Raw genomic sequence first — 15,455 nt, forward strand, 5'->3', positions numbered from 1 at the left:
AGCAGCGTCTGTGTAATGGGGAGGCACGGCCCATTCCCCGAAGGCGGCCATGCCCGGCTTCGCGTGGCACATCCTCGCGCGATGCCCGGACGGGATGCGGGAAGATTCGAATGGCTACCATCGGCACAACATGGGCAGGCGCCGGATTTTATCAGCCCGAGCCGACGTGCGCTCGGACGCCTCGCGTAACGGACTGGTGCGATTTCGGCAAAGCTGTGCGGCCGGGGAACCATTCTGGTGCCACCCCGTTCACGTTAGCGTAAGCGCTTTGCAGGCATATTGCAGTCTTGAAAATCAAACGTTTCGTGGAAATTTGTACGTCGATGCGAAGACACGCGCAATCGCGGTAAAGATCGGTAATTATTTGGTGATTGGGTCCATTTTTGCAACAATCACCAGACCTTACCTTGCACCCCTGAAAGGCGCATGGGTATCCGCGCGTCGCCAGCGCGTTCCGGAACCCTTTGGCAAAATCGTCGCCATCTGTTGCGCATGCGCATCACCGCGCCCCTCCCTTTCGAAGGCCACCCGATGATTCCGTTTTCCGTTCTCGATCTCGCTCCCATTCCCGCCGGCGCAGACGCTGCCGAGGCGTTCCGCAACACCGTCGATCTCGCACAGCACGCGGAGCGCCTCGGTTATCGGCGCTACTGGCTCGCCGAACATCACAACATGCCCGGAATCGCGAGCGCGGCGACCGCCGTCGTGATCGGTCACGTGGCGGGCGCGACGAAGACGATCCGTGTCGGCTCGGGCGGGATCATGCTGCCGAACCATGCGCCGCTCGTGATCGCCGAGCAGTTCGGCACGCTCGCGTCGCTGTATCCAGGGCGCATCGACCTCGGGCTCGGCCGCGCGCCCGGCACCGACCAGACCACGTCGCGCGCGCTGCGCCGCGACCTGATCGGCAGCGCCGACTCGTTTCCGGACGACGTCGCCGAGCTGCAGCGCTACTTCGCGGAGCCGGTGCCCGGCCAGCGCGTGCGCGCGGTGCCCGGCGCGGGGCTGGACGTGCCCGTGTGGCTGCTGGGTTCGAGCCTCTTCAGCGCGCAGCTCGCCGCGATGCTCGGGCTGCCGTTCGCGTTCGCGTCGCACTTCGCGCCGGACTATCTGATGCGTGCGCTCGAGCTGTATCGCGCGCAGTACCGGCCGTCGGCCGCGTGGCCGAAGCCGCATGCGATGGTCGGGGTCAACGTGTTCGCGGCCGATACCGATGACGAGGCCCGGCGCCTCTTCACGTCGCTGCAGCAGCAGTTCATCAACCTGCGCCGCGGCACGCCGGGCAAGCTGCCGCCGCCCGTCGACGCGCTCGAGGCGAGCGAGTTCGAACTCGCGAACGTCGCGCACGCGCTGTCGTTCGCGGCCGTCGGCTCGCGCGACACGGTGCGCGACAAGCTGCGTGACCGGATCGCGCAGACGGGCGCGGACGAGGTCATCATCACCGCGCAGATCTACGATCACGCCGCGCGGGTGCGCTCGTTCGAACTGGCGGCACAGATCCGCGACGAACTCGCGAACGAAACCTGCTGACCGGGCGGATGCGCCCGCGCACGCGTCATTGCGGCGGGTGCACCGCCTCCATCCCTTCGAGCAGCGCCTTGTGGAACGCGTCCGGGTCCTGGATCTGCGGCGCGTGCCCGAGCGCCGGGAATTCGACGAGCTGCGCGCCGGGAATCGCCGCCTGCGTGCGTTTCGCGAGTTCCGGGTAACGACCGAGCTTCGCGTGCACGTCGGGCGGCGCCACGTCCTTGCCGATCGCGGTCGTGTCCTTGTCGCCGATCAGAAGCAGCGTCGGCACGCGAATCGCGCCGAGTTCGTAGACCACCGGCTGCGTGAGGATCATGTCGTAGATCAGCGCGGAGTTCCACGCGACCGCGTCGCGGCCCGGGCCGCGATACATGCCGGCGAGCATCTGCACCCAGCGCTCGTAGGACGGTGCCCACTTGCCCGCGTAATAGGTCGCCTGCTCGTAGCGGCGGATGCCGTCCGCCGTCGTCTTCTGCTCGCGTGCATACCAGTAGTCGACCGACAGCGGCGGCACGCCGAGCGCCTTCCAGTCCTCGAGGCCGATCGGGTTCACCAGCACGAGCTGCTCGGTCGCCTTCGGGTACGTCAGCGCGTAGCGCATCGCGAGCATCCCGCCCGTCGAATGTCCGACGATCGTCGCCGACTTCACGCCGATCGACTCGAGCAGCGCATGCGTGTTGCGCGCGAGCTGCTGGAAGCTGAACTGGTAGCGCTCGGGCTTCGACGATTTGCAGAAGCCGATCTGGTCCGGCGCGATCACGCGATAGCCGGCGCGGCTCAGCACGCCGATCGTGTCCTCCCACGTCGCCGCGCAGAAGTTCTTCCCGTGCAGCAGCACGACGGTGCGGCCGTTCGGGTGCGCCGGCCGCACGTCCATGTACATCATCTCGAGGGTTTCGCGCTGGGACACGAACGCGTAGCGGTGCACCGGCTCCGGATAGGCGAAGCCTTCCAGGCGGGGGCCGTACGCGGGCCCGTCGTTACCGGCCGGCGCCGGGACGGCGGCCACGGCTGGCGTCGCGCATGCGGCAGCGACACCCGCGCCGAGCACGGCGGCGCGCGCGAGGGACAACATCTTGCAAATCGAGGGCATGGCGATCACGGTAATGAGAAATGCACGCGGGCAACCAGGCGGCCCCGCGCACCGCGATTCTACGCGGTCGGGCTGACGACGGCGCGCAACACTCGGTGACTGCGCGGCTTCCGCGCACGCGACGATCTCGGGTATCGTGTGACGTGACCCTGAAACGCCTGCAGGCGAACGCTCATGAAAAACGTCCTCAGCATTCAGTCGCACGTCATCTACGGACACGCCGGCAACAGCGCGGCCGTGTTCCCGATGCAGCGCCTCGGCGTCAACGTCTGGCCGCTCAACACCGTCCAGCTGTCGAATCACATGCAGTACGGCCACTGGGCCGGCAGCGCGATCGATGCCGCGAAGATGGAGCAGCTCGTCGACGGCGTCGCCGCGATCGGCGCGCTCAAGCGCTGCGACGCGGTGCTGTCCGGCTTCGTCGGCTCGCCCGCGCAGGCGCGCGCGACGGTCGAAATCGTGCGCACGGTGAAGGCGATGAACCCGAACGCGTGGTACTTCTGCGATCCGGCGCTGGGCCAGACGGGCGGCATCCGCCCCGAACCCGGCGTCGAGGAATTCATCGTCCAGGAGATGCCAGCGCTCGCGGACGGCATGTCGCCGAACCACACCGAGCTGCAGAAGCTCGCCGGGCGGCGCATCGAGACCGTCGCCGAAGCCGTCGATGCCTGCCGCGCGCTGATCCGCCGCGGCCCGAAGATCATCCTCGTCAAGCACCTGCACGACCGCAACAGCCCGGCCGACCGCTTCAACATGCTCGCCGTCACCGAGACCGAGGCGTGGATCGGCCAGCGCCCGCTGTATGCGTTTCCGCGCCATCCGGTCGGCGTCGGCGACCTCACCAGCGCCATCTTCGTCGCACGCCGGCTGCGCGGCGACTCGGTGCGCGCCGCGTTCGAGCACACGCTCGCGGCCGTGCACGCGGTCGTGAAGGCGACCTACGACGCGCGCCGCTACGAGCTCGAACTCGTCGCCGCGCAGGATGAAATCGCCCGCCCGAGCGAATGGTTCGGCGCGTGGGTGACGGACGCCTGACGCCGCCGCATCCGCGTCGCCGGCGCGCGCCCTCTGCTGTCCTGCTGTCCTGCTGTCCTGCTGTCCTGCTGTCCTGCTGTCCCGCCTTCCCGCTGTCCGCGTCCCCGTCTCCCTTGCACCACGACCGTCGGCCGTTGTCCGTTCAACGCCGCGCCTGCAAACGTTTCCGGACTTCACATGAATGACACCGAATACTCGCTATGCTCGCGGCGGCACGACCGGTGCAGCCGCATCCTGCGCCGCCGACGCGCCCGTTATTTCCCGCATGTCCCGCCAACCGGCTCCCTCTTTAACGCACGATAACGACCATGACCCGATCGAACCGTCGTGACTTCCTGCGCGTCGCCGCCGGCACCGCCGGCGCCGCCGCGCTGAACCTGTTCCCGCCCGTGATCCGCGATGCGCTCGCCATTCCCGCGAACCGCCGTACCGGCACGATCCGCGACATCGAACACATCGTGATTCTGATGCAGGAGAATCGCTCGTTCGACCATTACTTCGGCACGATGCGCGGCGTCCGCGGCTTCGGCGACCCGCGCCCGCTGCGCCTCGCGAACGGCAAGTCGGTGTTTCACCAGCCGGTCGGCCCGGCCGAGCTGCTGCCGTTCCACCCGGGCGCCGACAAGCTCGGTTTGCAGTTCCTGCAGGACCTGCCGCACGGCTGGCAGGACATGCACGCCGCGTGGAACAAGGGCCGCTACGACCAGTGGGTGCCGAACAAGGGCACCACGACGATGGCGTACCTGAAGCGCGACGACATTCCGTTCCACTACCAGCTCGCCGACGCGTTCACGATCTGCGACGCGTACCACTGCGCGATCCCGAGCTCGACCGACCCGAACCGCTACTACATGTGGACCGGCTACGTCGGCAATGACGGCACGGGCGGTGGCCCGGTGCTCGGCAACGAGGAAAAGGGCTACGGCTGGACGACCTATCCGGAAGTGCTCGAGCAGGCCGGCGTGTCGTGGAAGATCTACCAGGACATCGGCACGGGGCTCGACGCCAACGGCTCGTGGGGCTGGACGCAGAACCCGTACATCGGCAACTACGGCGACAACGCGCTGCTCTACTTCAACCAGTACCGCAGCGCGCTGCCCGGCACGCCGCTGTACGACAAGGCGCGCACCGGCACCAACATCAGCGCCGGCGGCACGCTGTTCGACGTGCTGCAGCAGGACGTGAAGAACGGCACGCTGCCGCAGGTGTCGTGGATCTGCGCGCCGGAAGCGTACTCGGAGCACCCGAACTGGCCGGCGAACTACGGCGCGTGGTACATCGAGCAGGTGCTGAAGGCGCTCGTGTCGAATCCGGACGTGTGGAGCAAGACCGCGCTCTTTATCACCTACGACGAGAACGACGGCTTCTTCGATCACGTGCAGCCGCCGTTCGCGCCGCAGTCGCGCGACAACGGGCTGTCAACGGTCGCGACGACCAACGAGGTGTTCGCCGGCGATGCGTCGCACATGGCCGGCCCGTACGGGCTCGGGCCGCGCGTGCCGATGCTGGTGGTATCGCCGTGGACCAAGGGCGGCTGGGTCTGTTCGCAGACCTTCGATCACACGTCGCTGCTGCAATTCATCGAAGCGCGCTTCGGCGCGCAGTACGCGGTCACCGCGGCGAACGTGTCGCCGTGGCGCCGTACGGTGTGCGGCAACCTGACGTCCGCGTTCGACTTCGCAACGCCCGACGCAAGCTGGCCACAGCTCCCGGACACGAGCGGCTACGCGCCGCCCGACCGCAACCGTCACCCCGACTACATCCCGGTGCCGCCGGTCGTCCAGCATCTGCCGAAGCAGGAGGCCGGCCTGCGTCCGGCGCGCGCGCTGCCGTACGAACTGTTCGTGCACGGCCGGATCGACAACGCGAGCGGCCAGTTCCGGCTGACCTTCGCGAACACCGGCGCGGCGGGCGCGGCGTTCCAGGTTCAGGCGCGCAACCGCGTCGACGGCCCGTGGACCTACACGGTCGACGCCGGCAAGCGGCTCTCCGACACGTGGAGCCCGGCGCCGTCGCTCGGCCTGTACGACCTCGACGTGTACGGCCCGAACGGCTTCTATTGCCACTTCCGCAGCCCCGCCGCGTCGGCGGTCGGCCCCGCGAGCGTCAACCCCGAGGTGATCTACGGCTACGACGTCGCGAACGGCAACATCACGCTGCGCCTGATGAACCGCGGCCACAAGACCGTGCGGCTCAAGGTGACGAACGCATACGGCCACGGCCATGCACGTGAGTTCGACCTCAAGCCGGGTACGCACGTCGACGACTACTGGGACCTGCGCGGCAGCAACGGCTGGTATGACCTGACCATCAGCGACGGCAAGCCGCTCGGATTCCAGCGCCGCTTCGCGGGCCACGTCGAGACCGGCCGCCCGAGCACCAGCGACCCGCTGATCCGCACGACCGCGGCGCACGACGACGCCGAAGCCGCATCGGACGCGCTGTCCGACTGACGTCTGTCATGACACGGCGCGGCCCCGGCGGGCCGCGCCGTGTCTGCCCCCCACCGCCGCCCGCCTTCCGACCCGTTGCGCTCGCGACGGGAAACTCCCGATACCGGCCGCCCACGCTCGCGTAGAAGCTATGCGCAAATCCGCACCGAATGCGCAGCAAATTGCCAAGACCCGCGCATATCGGCGACCTATATATCGAAGCGATCGGGGCTCCTCGCAGAGCCTGACGGGAGATTCTTCCGGGAAGCATCAGCATGCCAACCTCCCCGCCCGATTCCGAGAAGCGGTCGAACCGCCCGCCCGTCGCACGCGCCCGGCCCGCCGGCTGCGTGCGGTACCCACCCGCTGGTGTAAGAACAAGAGGAACGAACATGAAATTCCGTCATTCCCTGTTGTCGGTATCGGTCGTATCCGCGGTAGCTCTCCTCTCGCAACAGGCCGCTCAGGCGGCCGACTCAACCGACGTGAAGGTCGGCTTCGCCGCGCCGCTCACCGGCGTGAACGCCGGTTACGGCAAGGATCTCCAGAACGGCGTGCAGCTCGCGCTCGACGATGCGGCCGCGCAGAAGATCCAGATCGCCGGCAAGCCCGCGCACTTCAACCTCGTCGTGCAGGACGACCAGGCCGACCCGCGCATCGGCGTGCAGGCCGCCCAGGCGCTCGTCGACCAGAACGTGTCGGTGGTGGTCGGCCACTTCAACTCGGGCACGACGATTCCGGCATCGGTGGTCTACGACAAGGCCGGCATCCCGGTGATCGACCCGGCCGCGACCAACCCGACGCTCACGTCGCGCGGGCTCGCGAACATGTTCATGGTGATCGCGACCGACGGCCAGAACGCCGGCAACGCGGGCAAGTACGCCGTGGACGTGACCAAGGCGAAGCGCATCGCAATCATCGACGACCGCACCGCGTTCGGCCAGGGCGAGGCCGACGAGTTCGAGAAGGCCGTGAAGGCGGCCGGCGGCAACATCATCGGCCGCGAGTTCACCAGCAACCAGGCGGTCGACTTCCGCGCGCAGATCACGAGCCTGAAGGGCAAGAATCCCGACCTGATCTTCTTCGGCGGTCTCGATTCGCTCGCCGCGAACTTCATCAAGCAGATGCGCCAGCTCGGGCTGAACGCGCAGTTCGTCGGCGGCGGCGGCGTGAAGGACAACGAGTTCATCAAGATCGCCGGCCCGGCCGCGGAAGGCGCGATGGCGTGGGAATACGGACGGCCGCTCGACGAGCTGCCGCAGGGCAAGGATTTCGAGCAGCGGTTCAAGAAGCGCTTCGGTGTCGACGTGCTGTCGTATGCGCAGTTCGGCTACGACGCGGCGTGGGCGGCGATCAAGGCGATGCAGGCAGTCAACTCGACCGATCCGAAGGTCTATCGCCCGGCGTTGAAGAAAGTCGATTTCGAAGGTGTCACCGGCCGCATCTCGTTCGCGAGCGACGGCTCGCTGAAGAGCGGGATGTCGACGCTGTATCAGGTGAAGAGCGGTACGTGGAAGACCATCGTGACGAAGGGAGGCTGATCGAGCGGGATCGGCTGCCTGGATAGCCAGGCGGCCTGGGGGCGGGCCACGGCGGAAACGCCGCCCCGTCTTCTCTCGCACGATGCGCGTGCCGACGGATGCATCGCAAGCAATAAAACGATCGGCGCAATCGCGCTGATCTTATACGATGACTGATGTTTGGACGGTATTCGACGTGACCCGCGGTATTTTGCGGGGCGTCTCGTCAGCTGGCCTGCGTGTCGCGTTCCGCCTCGGCCGCCTCGTGCGCACGGCGCAGCCGCTCGCGGCTGTTGGTCAGGTGCGTGCGCATTGCGGCACGCGCGGCCTCCGGGTCGTGACGCGCGATCGCCTCGTAAATGTCTTCATGCTCGTGATTGAGCCGGCCGACATAGCGCTCGAGGTCGTCACCGGCGAAGCGCGCCGAATTCACGCGCGTGCGCGGAATGATCGACGCGCCGAGTTGCGTCATGATGTCGACGAAGTAGCGGTTGCCGGTGGACTGCGCGATCTGCAGGTGGAACTGGAAATCGAGCTGCGCCGTGTCGCGACCGCCGCCCGCCCCCGACGCGATTGCGTCGAGCGCCCGCCGCAGCGCGGCGAGGTCGGTATCGTTCGCGCGCTGCGCGGCGAGGCTCGCGCATTCGCTTTCGAGGCTGATGCGCAGCTCGAGCACGGCTAGTACGTCGCGCAGCGTCGTGATGGTCGCGGGATCGATGCCGAGTGCCTGGCGGCGCGTCGGTTCGAGCACAAAGCTGCCGATGCCGTGGCGCGTCTCGACGAGGCCGCTCGCCTGCATCCGCGAGATCGCTTCGCGCACGACCGTGCGGCTGACGCCCTGCGCCGCCATGACTTCGGTTTCGGTCGGCAGCTTGTCGCCGGGACGCAGCGTGCCGTTTTCGATCTGCGCGGTCAGCGCGTCGACGACATCTTGTGCGAGGCTGCGTGCGCGACGGCGCGGCGCTGCGGGAAGCGTGGGCACGGACATGAGGCCGGTTCCTTTTTGAATGATCGTAATGTGAGCCGAGGGTTTACGCGGGGTTTGAGCGAACGCCGATGATTCATTATACTGCGTCACAAGTCATCCGACGACTGATGATCGCGATACGGATCTCCTGTTGACCAAGGCTGGTGTACAAGCACCTGCCGGGTCCCGTGGTTCGCGATCGGCCAGCATGCGCGCTTGTGCGCGGCTGCCGGCGCCCGGTTTCACGGTCGACACCGAAGCGCGCATCCGCGCTTGGCTCCGGTCCGCCGCGACACCAGCATCGAGCGGGTCGCCCTCACCCTTTCGGGTTGCTGTCGACATGCGGGGCTTGCGCGCCGCGCACGTCGGTTGTCGAATGATCGCACCTCCCGCCGCGCGCGGCAAAGCTTTTGCCGCACGGCATTGCCCACTCTTTCGCCATCGCCGCCATGAACGCCGTCACTGCCTCGCCTTCCCACGACACGCCGCGCATCGTCGACCTGCAAGCCATCCCGGTCGCCGGCCACGACAGCATGCTGCTCAACCTGAGCGGTGCGCACGGCCCGTTCTTCACCCGCAACCTCCTGATCCTGAAGGACAGCGCGGGCCGCACTGGCGTCGGCGAGGTGCCGGGCGGCGAAAGCATCCGCCGCACGCTCGAGGATGCGCGCGCGCTCGTCGTCGGTCAGCCGGTCGGCAACTACCATGCGGTGCTCAACGACGTGCGGCGCACCTTTGCCGACCGCGACGCGAGCGGCCGCGGCCTGCAGACCTTCGACCTGCGCACCACGATCCACGCGGTCACCGCGCTCGAAGCCGCGCTGCTCGACCTGCTCGGCCAGCATCTCGGCGTGCCCGTGGCCGCCCTGCTCGGCGAGGGGCAGCAGCGCGAGCGCGTCGAGATGCTCGGCTACCTGTTCTACGTCGGCGACCGGACGCAAACCGCGCTGCCCTATCGCGACGGCCGCGGCGCGACCGACGACTGGACGCGCGTGCGCGACGAGGCCGCGCTGACACCCGAGGCGGTCGTGCGCCTCGCCGAAGCCGCGCATGCGCGCTACGGGTTCAACGACTTCAAGCTGAAGGGCGGCGTGTTCGAAGGCGCGCGCGAGATCGAAGCCGTGACGGCGCTCGCCGAGCGCTTCCCCGACGCGCGCGTGACGCTCGATCCGAACGGCGCGTGGTCGCTCGACGAGGCCGTGCGGCTGTGCCGCGACCTGCATCACGTGCTCGCCTATGCGGAAGATCCGTGCGGTGCGGAAAACGGCTACTCGGGCCGCGAGGTGATGGCCGAATTCCGCCGCTCGACCGGGCTGCCGACGGCGACCAACATGATCGCGACCGACTGGCGGCAGATGGGCCATGCGGTGCAGTTACAGGCGGTCGACATCCCGCTCGCCGACCCGCACTTCTGGACGATGCAGGGCTCGGTGCGCGTCGCGCAGATGTGCCGCGACTGGGGCCTCACGTGGGGCTCGCATTCGAACAACCACTTCGACGTGTCGCTCGCGATGTTCACGCACGTCGCGGCCGCCGCGCCCGGTCGAGTCACCGCGATCGACACGCACTGGATCTGGCAGGACGGCGAACGGCTGACGCGCGAGCCGCTGAAGATCGAGAACGGGCTCGTGGAAGTGCCGAAGCGTCCGGGTCTCGGCATCGACATCGACATGGATGCGGTCGCGGTCGCGCACGAGTTGTACAAGCAGCACGGGCTCGGCGCGCGCGACGATGCAGCCGCGATGCAGTATCTGATTCCGGGCTGGACGTTCAACAACAAGCGCCCCTGCCTCGTGCGCTGAGCGCAGGACGAGCCGGGCGGCTGGTCCGCCCGGCCGGAAGGCCTAACCGGCCGCCCCGATCCCCCGCGCCATTCCCGACGCGGCGAACACGATGACCATCACGAGCACGGCCTGCCAATGGCCGATGCGCACATAGGTCCGTGCGCGGCCCAGATCGGGCATCTGCTGTTGCCGCGCGGCGATGCGCCAGCGGATCAGCCCGAGCATCGGCACGATCTCGAGCAGCAGGATCAGCACGAGCGCGGTCATCTTGAGGTGAAAGAGTGGCGCGTGAAGGTAATACGCGGCGCCCTTCTCGAAGCCGCCGAACGCGCGTGCGAGCCCCGTCGCGATCAGCACCAGCGCGGACAATCCCCAGGCCGCGTCGGCCTTGAACACGCCGGGCAGGTCGGCGGCCTGCGCCGACGCGATGACCCGGCGCAGCGCGCGGTTGCGCCCCGCGATCGCGGCGAACGCGACGCCGAACGCCATCAGGTGAACGGCTGCCAGCAACCAGCGAACGATCATTGCGCCTCCTTGTCGCCCGCGCGCCGCGCAGGCCTTGTCAGACGATCTGCTTGAGCGCGGCGTCGAGCGCGAGCACCGCAACGCGGTCGCCCTCGGTCGCGAGCGGCGCGCGCATCACGATCTGCCGGTTATGGCCGACGGCCGCCGGAGAATCCCACAGCAGTTCCACCTTCGGCCGCCGAAACAGGCTGCCGCGACGCGGCGGCACGACGGCCGCCTGCGCACCCTGCTCGGCCGCGGCGGACGCGCCCCGGCCGGGCCAGCGCACCGACAGTTCGCGCGCGTCGTACTGGCCGACCTTACGGCTCTCCATCCAGACGATCGCGGTACGCGTGAGCGTATCGAGCGAGATCGCGTAGCGGCCGACCGCGAAGCGTCGCGCGGCCACGTTGGTGCGCCACAGCGGCCGCGGGCGACACATCCACACGATCGCCGCATACAGCGCCGGCGCGGCGACGAGCCAGCCGTTGGTCGCCGTCACCGCGTGCAGCGCACGGCGCCAGCCGGCCGCCCACGCGAACGCGCCGATCGACCACACGGCAAACAGGAAACCGATCAGCGCGAAGACCCGCAGCGCCTGGCGCAGCCACTGCGGCAGCGGATGGAACGGCCGCTCGGCGCGCGCGACGGCGCCCGGCAGCGCGAGCAGCAGGAAAATCAGCACGAGATAGACGAATGCCCACGGCGACGACACCATCGCCGACAGCGACGCGCGATAGCCCATCTGCGACATCGAGAACAGCCAGCGCGCGAGCAGCACGAGACCGATCGCGCGCAACGCGAAGATCACGCCGGCGCCGGGGGCCGGCGCTGCGCGCGTGGTTTTCGATCTCGCCAAGACTGCTCTCCTCTCGATGTTCTTGCGGGGCCGGATTTCGCGGCACGGCCATTATAGGGACATTACCGTCTGGACAGACGACCGGATGGCGTGCCGGGCCGCTTCCGGGACCGTTCGCGGCGCCGGGCGCGGCGAGAATACAACAGATCGGCGCCGCAGATGTGACAACGCCCCGCCGGGGACCCGGACGGGGCGTCAATGACGGCCTCAGCCGCAGTGCGGCCAACGCGCCGGCATCAGCCTGCGTTGACTTCGCGCAGCACCGTGCGGTGCTTCTGGCGCAGCAGTTCCTCGTAGCCCTTCACGTAGTTCTGCGCCATCACCTTCGACGAGAAACGTGCTTCGAACGCGGCGCGCACCTTCTCGCGCGGCAACGTATCGAGACGCTTGAGCGCCGCGACGGCCGACAGTTCGTCTTCGACGACGAAGCCCGACACGCCGTTTTCGATCACTTCCGGCACCGAACCGCGCTTGAATGCGATCACCGGCGTGCCGCAGGCCATCGCCTCGATCATCACCAGGCCGAACGGCTCCGGCCAGTCGATCGGGAACAGCAGCGCGTGCGCGTTGCCAAGGAATTCGGTCTTTTCCGACTCGCTGATTTCGCCGATGTACTCGACGTGCGGCAGCGCGAACAGCGGCTTGATCTTCTCTTCGTAGTACGCGCGGTCGGCCTTGTCGAGCTTCGCGGCGATCTTGATCGGCAGGCCGGCCTGCTCGGCGATGCGAATCGCGGTGTCGACGCGCTTCTCCGGCGAGATGCGGCCGAGGAACGCGAGGTAGCTCGGCTTCACGTTCGGGATCGGCGTCAGCAGGTTTTCCGGCAGGCCGTGGTACACGGTCGACAGCCAGTTCGCCTGCGGCAGCGGGATGCGCTGGTTGTCGGAGATCGACACGACCGGCACGTCGCTGAACGCGTTGAAGATCGGCTGCAGTTCCGGCAGGTCGAGACGGCCGTGCATCGTCGTCAGATGCGGGACCGGCTGGCGCGAGAACAGCGAGAACGGGTAGTAGTCGATGTGGCAGTGCAGGACGTCGAACTCTTCCGCACGGCGGCGCACCTGCTCGAGGAGCAGCATGTGCGGGGCCATCACGTCGCGGATCGTCGGGTCGAGGCGCAGCGCCTGCGGCCAGCACGCTTCGAGCTTCGCCGACGTTTGCGAATCGCCGCTCGCGAACAGCGTGACGTCATGCCCCATCTCGACAAGCGCTTCGGTGAGGTAGGACACCACTCGCTCGGTACCACCGTACAGTTTCGGGGGCACCGCTTCGTGCAACGGAGCGATTTGGGCGATTCGCATGCGTAACTCCTAAAAAATCGGCTAAAAACCAGGTATGGGTCGGCAACCTGCCGGCGGTCCGGGCTGGATGCATTTCGTCCGAAAATCGGACGAATCAGCCTGCCGGGGGCGTCGAACCCGCGCTGCTCAAGGAGCGTCGGCGACGCGACAGGCATAGAACGTTTGAAACGAAGACCCGTTGACAGGGGTTCGTAAAAACCTGGAATCGAACCCGGAGCCGATTATCTAGGGTTAATCCCGATACGGCGCACAACATTTCAAACACTTTACTTTGTTACAAAGGTGCAACACTTTGCAACCCGCGGACTTGGGCGTCCGTTCTAGAGTGGAAGGCCCTTTTGGCGTTCCGAGTCGTCCCCTCGCTGCCGGCATCGCGATTCCGGCGCATGCGGCAGGACGGATGCCGAATTTTATCTCAAAATTGGTCGCGCGCCCCTGACCAAGGCAAGATTCGCGCAGCGCAATGCACGGCCTTGTTTACAATGCCGGATTATTCAGTCCGGGCGACCGTGGGCTGCGATCCACCGATCCGCTCAATCACCGAATCACCGCACGCATATTTTGGAATCTCTCACCCCTGCCCAGCGCAACGCCCACAACGCGAAGCTGTCGAGCTACGCGCATCGGCCGATCGCGTTTCTGTTCCGCTACATCCGCCTGCATCCCGTCGCGCACCTGATCGTGCTCTGCAGCGTGCTGGCCGCCGTCGGCTGCGCACTCGGCTCGCAATACGCGATCAAACACCTGATCGACGTGCTCGCGACCGGGCGTCATCATCCTGGCCCGCTGTGGAGTGCGTTCGCGCTGCTCGTCGGGCTGATCGCGGCCGACAACCTGCTGTGGCGCGTCGGCGGCTGGGTCGCCGCGCACACGTTCGTCGCGGTCACCGGCGACCTGCGGCGCGACCTGTTCCAGTACCTGATCGGCCATTCGCCGACGTACTACTCGGAAAAGCAGCCGGGCACGCTCGCGAGCCGCATCACCGCCACGTCGAACGCCGTCTATACGTCCGAGAACACGATGGCGTGGAACGTGCTGCCGCCGTGCATCGCGGTGATGGGCGCGATCCTGATGATCATCGTCGTGAACCCGCTGATGGCCGCCGGCCTGCTCGGCTGTTCGGCCGTGCTCTCGGTCGTGTTGTTCAAGCTTGCCGGGCGCGGTTCCGCGCGCCATCACGCGTTCGCGTCGAAGGCCGCGGCGGTCGACGGCGAGCTCGTCGACGTGATCGGCAACATGGGCCTCGTGCGCGCGTTCGGGATGACGCTGCGCGAACAGAAGCGCTTCGGCGCGACGGTGAAGGCCGAGATGGACGCGCGCCAGCAAAGCCTGCTCTATCTCGAGAAGCTGCGCCTGCTGCACGCGGTGATCACCGCGATGCTGTCCGCCGGCCTGCTCGGCTGGGCACTGTGGCTGTGGGACCAAGGCCGCGCGACCTCCGGCGACATCGTGCTCGTCAGCTCGCTCGGCTTCACGATCCTACACGGCACGCGCGATCTGGCGGTCGCGCTCGTCGACGTCACGCAGCATGTGGCGCGCCTGTCCGAAGCCGTGAAGACGCTGCTCGAGCCGCACGGGATGCCGGACCGCTCCGACGCGCAACCGCTGTCGGCCAAGGGTGGGCGCGTCGATTTCGAACGCGTGACGTTCGCGTATCCGCATCGCCGCGCGATCCTCGACCACTTCGACCTCCATATCGAACCGGGCCAGCGCGTCGGCCTCATCGGCAAGTCGGGCGCCGGCAAGTCGACCGTGCTCGCGCTGCTGCAGCGCTTCTACGACACGCAGGACGGCGCCGTGAAGGTCGACGGGCAGGACGTGAAGGCGATCACGCAGGACAGCCTGCGGCACGCGATCGCGCTCGTGCCGCAAGACATCTCGCTGCTGCACCGGACCATCTACGACAACATCGCATACGGCCGCCCCGACGCGACCCGCGAGGAAGTGCTCGCCGCCGCGCGCGACGCCCGCTGCTCGGAGTTCATCGAGGCGATGCCGGAAGGCTATGACACGATCGTCGGCGACCGCGGCGTGAAGCTGTCGGGCGGCCAGCGCCAGCGCATCGCGATCGCGCGTGCGATCCTGAAGGATGCCCCTATCCTGCTGCTCGACGAAGCGACGTCCGCACTCGACAGCGCATCCGAGGAAGCGATCCAGAGCGCGCTCGACCGCCTGATGGTCGGCCGCACGGTGATCGCGATCGCGCACCGGCTGTCGACGCTGCGCAACTTCGACCGGATCATCGTGATGAGCAACGGCAAGGTGATCGACGACGGCAGCCCCGACGTGCTGCGCAACCGTCCGGGCCTGTACCGCGACCTGCTCGCGAAGCAGCACGGCCGCCATCACGCGCCCGACGGCACCGCACCGACCGGCGAACGCGTGGCCTGACGCCGCGCAGCGCAGCCGACAAAAAAAGCCGCCGTGCTTCGC

General features: G+C 67.6%; 11 protein-coding genes. 6 read left to right on the top strand and 5 right to left on the bottom strand.

Annotated elements, in window-relative coordinates; genetic code table 11:
- Nucleotides 1–531: 531 nt before the first annotated feature.
- Entirely contained in the window at nucleotides 532–1,530 is a 999-nt protein-coding gene (locus tag DIE08_RS12840) for an LLM class flavin-dependent oxidoreductase (protein ID WP_124902090.1), read from the top strand.
- A 25-nt stretch (nucleotides 1,531–1,555) separates the two neighbouring features.
- Here the strand turns inward: DIE08_RS12840 and DIE08_RS12845 are convergent, their stop codons facing one another.
- Nucleotides 1,556–2,620 carry an alpha/beta fold hydrolase gene (locus tag DIE08_RS12845; protein ID WP_124902091.1) on the bottom strand — a complete coding sequence of 355 codons (1,065 nt, stop codon included), beginning with the start codon at nucleotides 2,618–2,620 and terminating at the stop codon, nucleotides 1,556–1,558.
- Nucleotides 2,621–2,794: 174 nt separating this feature from the next.
- Here DIE08_RS12845 and pdxY point away from each other — a divergent pair, with 174 nt between their 5' ends.
- From pdxY to DIE08_RS12865, 3 genes are all read left to right on the top strand, one after another.
- Entirely contained in the window at nucleotides 2,795–3,655 is an 861-nt protein-coding gene (gene pdxY / locus DIE08_RS12850; RefSeq protein ID WP_059523664.1) for a pyridoxal kinase PdxY, read from the top strand.
- A 308-nt stretch (nucleotides 3,656–3,963) separates the two neighbouring features.
- The gene (locus tag DIE08_RS12855; RefSeq protein ID WP_124623275.1) at nucleotides 3,964–6,108 is read left to right on the top strand and encodes a phosphocholine-specific phospholipase C; all 2,145 of its coding nucleotides are present in this window, start codon (nucleotides 3,964–3,966) and stop codon (nucleotides 6,106–6,108) included.
- Nucleotides 6,109–6,479: 371 nt separating this feature from the next.
- Complete coding sequence (locus DIE08_RS12865; RefSeq protein ID WP_124902092.1) at nucleotides 6,480–7,628, top strand: branched-chain amino acid ABC transporter substrate-binding protein; 1,149 nt, start codon at nucleotides 6,480–6,482, stop codon at nucleotides 7,626–7,628.
- A gap of 205 nt (nucleotides 7,629–7,833) precedes the next feature.
- Here the strand turns inward: DIE08_RS12865 and DIE08_RS12870 are convergent, their stop codons facing one another.
- Entirely contained in the window at nucleotides 7,834–8,595 is a 762-nt protein-coding gene (locus DIE08_RS12870; RefSeq protein ID WP_059599140.1) for a FadR/GntR family transcriptional regulator, read from the bottom strand.
- 428 nt (nucleotides 8,596–9,023) lie between these two features.
- Here DIE08_RS12870 and gudD point away from each other — a divergent pair, with 428 nt between their 5' ends.
- Nucleotides 9,024–10,376: a glucarate dehydratase gene (gene gudD, locus DIE08_RS12880; RefSeq protein ID WP_124623282.1), complete on the top strand. Its 1,353-nt coding sequence runs from the start codon at nucleotides 9,024–9,026 to the stop codon at nucleotides 10,374–10,376.
- Between the two features lie 42 nt (nucleotides 10,377–10,418).
- On the opposite strand, the gene DIE08_RS12885 is transcribed toward gudD, so the two are convergent.
- From DIE08_RS12885 to DIE08_RS12900, 3 genes are all read right to left on the bottom strand, one after another.
- On the bottom strand, nucleotides 10,419–10,883 hold the full coding sequence (locus DIE08_RS12885) for a DUF2214 family protein (protein ID WP_059599138.1): 465 nt from the start codon (nucleotides 10,881–10,883) through the stop codon (nucleotides 10,419–10,421).
- Nucleotides 10,884–10,920: 37 nt separating this feature from the next.
- Nucleotides 10,921–11,721 carry a hypothetical protein gene (locus tag DIE08_RS12890; protein ID WP_124902094.1) on the bottom strand — a complete coding sequence of 267 codons (801 nt, stop codon included), beginning with the start codon at nucleotides 11,719–11,721 and terminating at the stop codon, nucleotides 10,921–10,923.
- A 236-nt stretch (nucleotides 11,722–11,957) separates the two neighbouring features.
- On the bottom strand, nucleotides 11,958–13,022 hold the full coding sequence (locus tag DIE08_RS12900) for a glycosyltransferase family 4 protein (protein ID WP_059599136.1): 1,065 nt from the start codon (nucleotides 13,020–13,022) through the stop codon (nucleotides 11,958–11,960).
- Nucleotides 13,023–13,583: 561 nt separating this feature from the next.
- Here DIE08_RS12900 and DIE08_RS12905 point away from each other — a divergent pair.
- Nucleotides 13,584–15,413, top strand: a complete 1,830-nt coding sequence (locus tag DIE08_RS12905) for an ABC transporter ATP-binding protein (RefSeq protein WP_124902096.1) — start codon at nucleotides 13,584–13,586, stop codon at nucleotides 15,411–15,413.
- Nucleotides 15,414–15,455 lie beyond the last annotated feature (42 nt).

This window comes from Burkholderia sp. Bp9004 (assembly GCF_003858025.1).
Classification (GTDB): domain Bacteria; phylum Pseudomonadota; class Gammaproteobacteria; order Burkholderiales; family Burkholderiaceae; genus Burkholderia; species Burkholderia diffusa.

Excerpts from the sequence above, each read along its gene's own strand:
- DIE08_RS12840 (WP_124902090.1), top strand. The coding sequence starts at position 532 with ATGATTCCGTTTTCCGTTCTCGATCTCGCTCCCATTCCCGCCGGCGCA.
- DIE08_RS12845 (WP_124902091.1), bottom strand. The coding sequence starts at position 2,620 with ATGCCCTCGATTTGCAAGATGTTGTCCCTCGCGCGCGCCGCCGTGCTC.
- pdxY (WP_059523664.1), top strand. The coding sequence starts at position 2,795 with ATGAAAAACGTCCTCAGCATTCAGTCGCACGTCATCTACGGACACGCC.
- DIE08_RS12855 (WP_124623275.1), top strand. The coding sequence starts at position 3,964 with ATGACCCGATCGAACCGTCGTGACTTCCTGCGCGTCGCCGCCGGCACC.
- DIE08_RS12865 (WP_124902092.1), top strand. The coding sequence starts at position 6,480 with ATGAAATTCCGTCATTCCCTGTTGTCGGTATCGGTCGTATCCGCGGTA.
- DIE08_RS12870 (WP_059599140.1), bottom strand. The coding sequence starts at position 8,595 with ATGTCCGTGCCCACGCTTCCCGCAGCGCCGCGCCGTCGCGCACGCAGC.
- gudD (WP_124623282.1), top strand. The coding sequence starts at position 9,024 with ATGAACGCCGTCACTGCCTCGCCTTCCCACGACACGCCGCGCATCGTC.
- DIE08_RS12885 (WP_059599138.1), bottom strand. The coding sequence starts at position 10,883 with ATGATCGTTCGCTGGTTGCTGGCAGCCGTTCACCTGATGGCGTTCGGC.
- DIE08_RS12900 (WP_059599136.1), bottom strand. The coding sequence starts at position 13,022 with ATGCGAATCGCCCAAATCGCTCCGTTGCACGAAGCGGTGCCCCCGAAA.